General features: G+C 38.2%; 10 protein-coding genes and 1 pseudogene. 1 reads left to right on the top strand and 10 read right to left on the bottom strand.

Annotated elements, in window-relative coordinates; translation table 11 throughout:
- The 10 genes and pseudogenes from IM479_RS18630 to IM479_RS23115 all read right to left on the bottom strand — a co-directional run.
- A partial coding sequence (locus IM479_RS18630) for a DUF2887 domain-containing protein (protein ID WP_043996773.1) occupies positions 1 to 139 on the bottom strand: 139 nt, incomplete at its 3' end.
- A 74-nt stretch (positions 140 to 213) separates the two neighbouring features.
- Positions 214 to 651 (bottom strand): Uma2 family endonuclease, encoded by a 438-nt coding sequence (locus IM479_RS18635; protein ID WP_287686177.1) that lies wholly within the window; start codon positions 649 to 651, stop codon positions 214 to 216.
- Positions 652 to 668: 17 nt separating this feature from the next.
- Positions 669 to 1059: pseudogene (locus IM479_RS18640) on the bottom strand (Uma2 family endonuclease).
- Positions 1060 to 1073: 14 nt separating this feature from the next.
- A complete protein-coding gene (locus IM479_RS18645) occupies positions 1074 to 1640 on the bottom strand; it encodes a Uma2 family endonuclease (RefSeq protein WP_287686178.1) in 567 nt (188 codons plus the stop codon).
- Between the two features lie 89 nt (positions 1641 to 1729).
- Entirely contained in the window at positions 1730 to 2098 is a 369-nt protein-coding gene (locus tag IM479_RS18650; protein ID WP_286826749.1) for a DUF5838 family protein, read from the bottom strand.
- Between the two features lie 249 nt (positions 2099 to 2347).
- A complete protein-coding gene (locus IM479_RS18655) occupies positions 2348 to 2497 on the bottom strand; it encodes an anacyclamide/piricyclamide family prenylated cyclic peptide (protein WP_286826750.1) in 150 nt (49 codons plus the stop codon).
- A 286-nt stretch (positions 2498 to 2783) separates the two neighbouring features.
- Complete coding sequence (locus tag IM479_RS18660) at positions 2784 to 3188, bottom strand: type II toxin-antitoxin system VapC family toxin (protein WP_286826751.1); 405 nt, start codon at positions 3186 to 3188, stop codon at positions 2784 to 2786.
- The gene (locus tag IM479_RS18665) at positions 3173 to 3403 is read right to left on the bottom strand and encodes a type II toxin-antitoxin system Phd/YefM family antitoxin (protein WP_286826752.1); all 231 of its coding nucleotides are present in this window, start codon (positions 3401 to 3403) and stop codon (positions 3173 to 3175) included. The genes IM479_RS18660 and IM479_RS18665 overlap by 16 nt, the downstream gene beginning before the upstream one ends.
- A gap of 139 nt (positions 3404 to 3542) precedes the next feature.
- Positions 3543 to 3821 (bottom strand): BrnA antitoxin family protein, encoded by a 279-nt coding sequence (locus tag IM479_RS18670; RefSeq protein ID WP_286826753.1) that lies wholly within the window; start codon positions 3819 to 3821, stop codon positions 3543 to 3545.
- A gap of 65 nt (positions 3822 to 3886) precedes the next feature.
- A complete protein-coding gene (locus tag IM479_RS23115) occupies positions 3887 to 4012 on the bottom strand; it encodes a BrnT family toxin (RefSeq protein WP_286826754.1) in 126 nt (41 codons plus the stop codon).
- 201 nt (positions 4013 to 4213) lie between these two features.
- On the opposite strand from IM479_RS23115, the gene lipB reads away from it, so the two are divergent.
- Positions 4214 to 4882, top strand: a complete 669-nt coding sequence (gene lipB, locus IM479_RS18680; protein WP_286826755.1) for a lipoyl(octanoyl) transferase LipB — start codon at positions 4214 to 4216, stop codon at positions 4880 to 4882.
- The last annotated feature ends 142 nt before the right edge of the window (positions 4883 to 5024 follow it).

The following is a 5024-nucleotide window of genomic DNA, read 5'->3' on the forward strand; positions in this document are numbered from 1 at the left end:
CGAGTCGGAAAGCCAATTCTTTGATTTCGACTGATTTAAATTGATAATTTTGCGCCAGATTGGGAGATTCTCCTAGCAGTTGAAAGAGAAGTTCGGGAAAGACTTGAAATAGGGTATAAAAGATTTTATCGGTTTTCATTACTCCTTCTTTGGTCGTCAAGTCAATAGTTTTTTTATGAATTTTCGTGAAGTTTTTGTTAAATTTAGATTACTCTAACTAGCTTGATGTTTGAGCGTAGCTATTCCTAATTGCAAAACCTCTAAAACCTTGGCTAAGTCACCGGCTAGTAAAGCATTTCTATCTAACCATAATCCAGGGAATATCTGGGAACAAATTATCCCTTCTGAGTTCGGTTCAAGTTTAATATATTCTTCATTGGTTAATCTAAACCAATCAAATTCTCCATCTTCGACTCGCCAGACTAAATATTCTTGCACTTGGTTACGGCGATAAACATTGAGTTTTTGATGTAAGTCAAGGGAGACGGTACTCGCTGCAATTTCGACGATTAACTCTGGCGCACCTTCGACATAACCATCCTCACTAATCGTTGATTGTCCACCATGCTCAAATTCACGACGAGTAAGCTTGTCCCCATTTTCTAGGCGTGGAATGGTTAATTGAGGAGAAATTGTTGCGGTAGCTATCATCTTGGTATTTCCTGTCGTCAAAAAATGGGTAATTCTAAAGTAAATCTGGGTAAAACGTCCTCCCCAGATAAGGTGGTTGGTAATGAGACGATTTATACTTCCTGATTTTGGCGATAGATGGCTACCTGTTGACTAATGGGATCAATTAACCAACCGAGTCTTAAGCCACTATCAAGATATTCCTCCATTTTTTCTTGGAGTTGACTTAAAGAATCAGTACGCAACCTTAATTCTATCACAAAATCAGGACAAACTGTTAATAGCACCAATTGGGGGCATAATGATTAATTCGCCTTCGGCAGTTTGTTCAATTCGCCAATCGTCGTTACTATGGCAAAGTTGATAAAATTGCTCATCGCTTAAATTGACGGATTTTAAGTTTAAGGTAATGCTTTCTGCGGTAATCATGGGGGTTAATTTGCCTAATTAAATACTTGAGAAACTTTTATATTTAGTTGATTAAATATAGATGATTTTACTAAGTCATCATTGCTAAAATTACCTATTTCTGTATAAGTATTTCCTCTTAATTCTAAGACTAAAATGGTTTGAGTTTGGGGATCAACTATCCAGTATTCAGGAATACCACAATCTTGATATTGGATTCTTTTGGCTATGTAATCTCTTTCTCTTTGAATTTCACCAGGGCTAACTACTTCAATAACTAATAAAGGGGGTGACATGGAAAGAAGAATAGTATTTCTTTTTGAGAGTAGTTTAATATGTTCTTCTCGAATAATTGTTAAGTCAGGATAACGGTTTTTAGGTTCTCCTCTGACTTCTAATTCTAAACCATGTCCTCTGATTATATCAGTTCCTAGCATTAAGGCAAATACCAAGAAAAGACGATTGGCAATTTGGTAGTTAAGTCCTGATTCTGGTGGCATTTCTATCAATTTGCCGTTAAATAATTCATATAATCCCTCTGAATTATCCTCATATTGTAGATATTCAGCGAAGGTTTCAAATCGAGGTTTAGTTATTAACATCAATTTTACTCCATCTTGAATGATTTGTAATAATAAAGCCGAATATTGTCAATCTTCGTTTTCTCTAATTCTTTTTGAGTAGTACCTACCTACATACTAAGAACTGTTAGTTTGCTAAAGTCAAAGTTATGTCCTAAAAATTTCTGTAATAACGAATAATCTAATTGAACACCAACACGGCTTTCAACTTGCAGAAAAAAAGCTAAAGATTGAGTTAGACATTTTTGCCATTCTTGGGACTGATCTTTAAAAAAGAGCATAAACCGTGAGGCAATGAGTTTATCTAATTCTATCTTACAGGAGGCTTCAATATTACAATCGCCTTCAACTTCCATAACAAAATCTTCAAACAGCCGCAGAGTATAAATCGGCTCAACATCAAAAGCTTGTTGATGATTACGGACAAATTGTATTCTTTGCTCTTTGAGGGAGTTTTTTTGAATCTCAGCAACTATCATAATTTCAAGTGTTAGATTAAAGATGAAAAGTCGGGGATTTATGTAAATCTTTGATTTTGATTCTCAGAGTTTAAGAAAATCCCCGACTTTTTTAATCACTTCGCTCAAAAGCTTATCCCGCGTGCCAGGTAACAGAAAGCCCTGAATTAAGTAAGATTGTGCGTCAATTACAAGGGAGCAACCGTGCGCCTTGGCAAGCAGAAAAAGACTTTTGACATGATTTGAAGTCCGATGCTCGAATCGGGAGGATTACTCTGCGTCGTCTCCCGCAAAAGGATACCGCGAATCCCGCGCATCCCATTCCAGGGGGGCGATCGCATTGCCATCACGAGAGACGGTAGCGGCATTTTCCCGTTGGACAGGAGCAGCATTGCGGGGTGTCAGTTTCTTGGTTTTCATGGTGGAATTTCCTCCAATCAGTTGGTTTTTCACAGTATGGCAAAACTGCCAATCCAAGTCAACAGTTTCTAGGTCAATTTTTGTTAAGAAAGAGTCAAGTTTGCGAATCACATTTCTCCCTTAATAAAACAGCTACCCCCCCCCCTACAGGGGGGAAGATCAAGAAGATTTTTTTTTAGGGAAGGGGTGTCTTGAATTAGTCAACAAAAATCCTCCTCATTGCTGAAAACCGTTGAGACAAGAAGCTTAAGCCCCTTGTCCATACCCAATTTAAATGCACAACAGCTTACCAAATTACTGAAGAATAGAAATTAGCTATTTTTTGATCTGCGGTAATAATAGGAGCTTGATTTTTTTGGGCAATTGCCACAACCACTCTATCTGCTGGATCTCGATGTTCCCATTGTAACTTAACACTTTCTAGCCAAATGTTCTCATCTATGGGAATAATCTGGATAACATCAGACCTTTTGATCGCTGCAATATAGTCATCAATGTCCACACCTAAATCTAATTTTTGGTTTTTAATCTTAATGGCTATTTCCCAGAATGCTATTGATGGCACTAGACCATTTTTTTCCTGTTCCATAAGATCGCAAGCTGACAGGGCTCTTGGAGAAAGTTTATCTGGATCTAAACTCCACCAAATTAAAGCGCAAGTGTCAAGAACAATTTTTATACTTGCTGCCATTCTTCAGTTGTGGGAGTAGTTAAATCTTCAAAATACCGAACTTTTCCTCGCATAGTTTTAAATAATTCCGCAGTTGAATGACTTTTTCGATAGGGTGAAATTCTCGCCACTGGCTTATTCCCCTCGATCACTACAATCTCTTCGCCTTCTAACTCTACATTTTGTAACAATTCTAGTAAATTATCTTTTAACTGAGTTTTGTCAACAGTTTTCATAAACATTTTTTGATGAGTTTATTGTTAATATTTTAGACTACACCACCAACAATGTCAATAGTTTCTAGGTCAATTTTTGTTAAGAAAAAGTCAAGTTTGCGAATCACACTTTCTCACTTAATAAAACAGCTATCTCCTTTTAGGGATTAGTAGTTGTAGATGAAGAACAAACCTTATTCGCTTGGGCATAAATTTTCAACGCAACAGACATTTGTTGTTGTGCCGTTCCTCCTTGGGACTGAAACCAGGCAAAAGTTTCTGGATCGACTTCAACTTCTACAGTAACAGAAGGATTAGGCATTCGCAGTTGTGCTTTAGCCCAAAAATACTCTGATAGAGGAGGAATATCAGAAGTGTCAATATCCTCATCTTTCATTTCATCAATTCTATTCCAATCTGTTTTTGAGATATTGTTCATAATATTTTTGTTTATAAGATAATGATTTTCTTAAAGATATAATACGAATTGTTTGAGCGTCAGGTTCAGTCATCTAGTAAACCAATAGCAACAAAGCGATCTTCTCCATAATTCTCTCGCTCATCTAATTCAACAACCATCGGTAAGTTAAAGATACGATAGGCATCTGCAAAGTCAAATCCCTGGGACAATTCAGACTTGAATTAGCGTTGTTCTGGTGCTTTGTTGGTGCTGATGAGGATAAACTGGTGTATATTTATCCCAAGAGATGATAGATGGGATAACTTTAGATTAGCACTTACTATTCTACCCCACATCTATGCTTCCCTTCTGTTAATTTTCCTTGGTGATCTTCCACATTTCTTAAATAATTTGACCAATCACATCTCTCGATGAATGCTCAAAAAATACCTCGTCTCTGTGAGCTAAAAATTCAGGCAATTACTCCCTATGCTCTCGCGTGGTCGCACCAGCGATCGCTGGTGGAGGCGAGAATTGCTAATCCTAACTTGCCCGACATTTTGCTCCTACTGGAACATCCCCCCGTTTACACCCTCGGTAGCGGTTCAGATATTAAGTTTATTAAATTTAATCTTGACAAAACCGACAAAGAAGTGTATAGAATCGAGCGAGGAGGCCAAGTCACCTATCACTGTCCGGGGCAATTAGTGGGCTATCCGATCCTCAATTTGCGCTATTATCAGCAGGATTTACACTGGTATTTGCGACAATTAGAAGAAGTCATCCTGCAAACTATCGCTATTTATGGATTGTCGGGGGAAAGAATCGGGGGTTTGACGGGGGTATGGGTAGAAGGGTATAAAATAGCGGCGATCGGTATTAAAGTTAGTCATTGGATTACCTATCATGGTTTTGCCGTCAATGTTTGTCCAGATTTAAGCGGTTTTGCCGAGATTATTCCCTGTGGGATTGCTAATAAACCCGTGGGCAGTTTACAACAGTTTCTGCCTAATATTAGTCTTATGCAAGTACAGCGAGATTTATCGAGAGTTTTCGCCTCAGTTTTCGGTGTGGAATTATTTTCTCTTGACAAGGATTAATTTGACATCCTCACCGCCGTAAACGGACGGTGATTCCCAAACCTCACGATTTAGGTTTCTGCTTCTTTCCCTTGCGGGGTTCCGCACCTGCCTTAACAGATTTACTCTGTTCTGGTCTTATGGTCGCTCTACAGACTGACAC

The organism is Microcystis sp. M165S2 (genome assembly GCF_020245885.1).
Lineage (GTDB): Bacteria > Cyanobacteriota > Cyanobacteriia > Cyanobacteriales > Microcystaceae > Microcystis.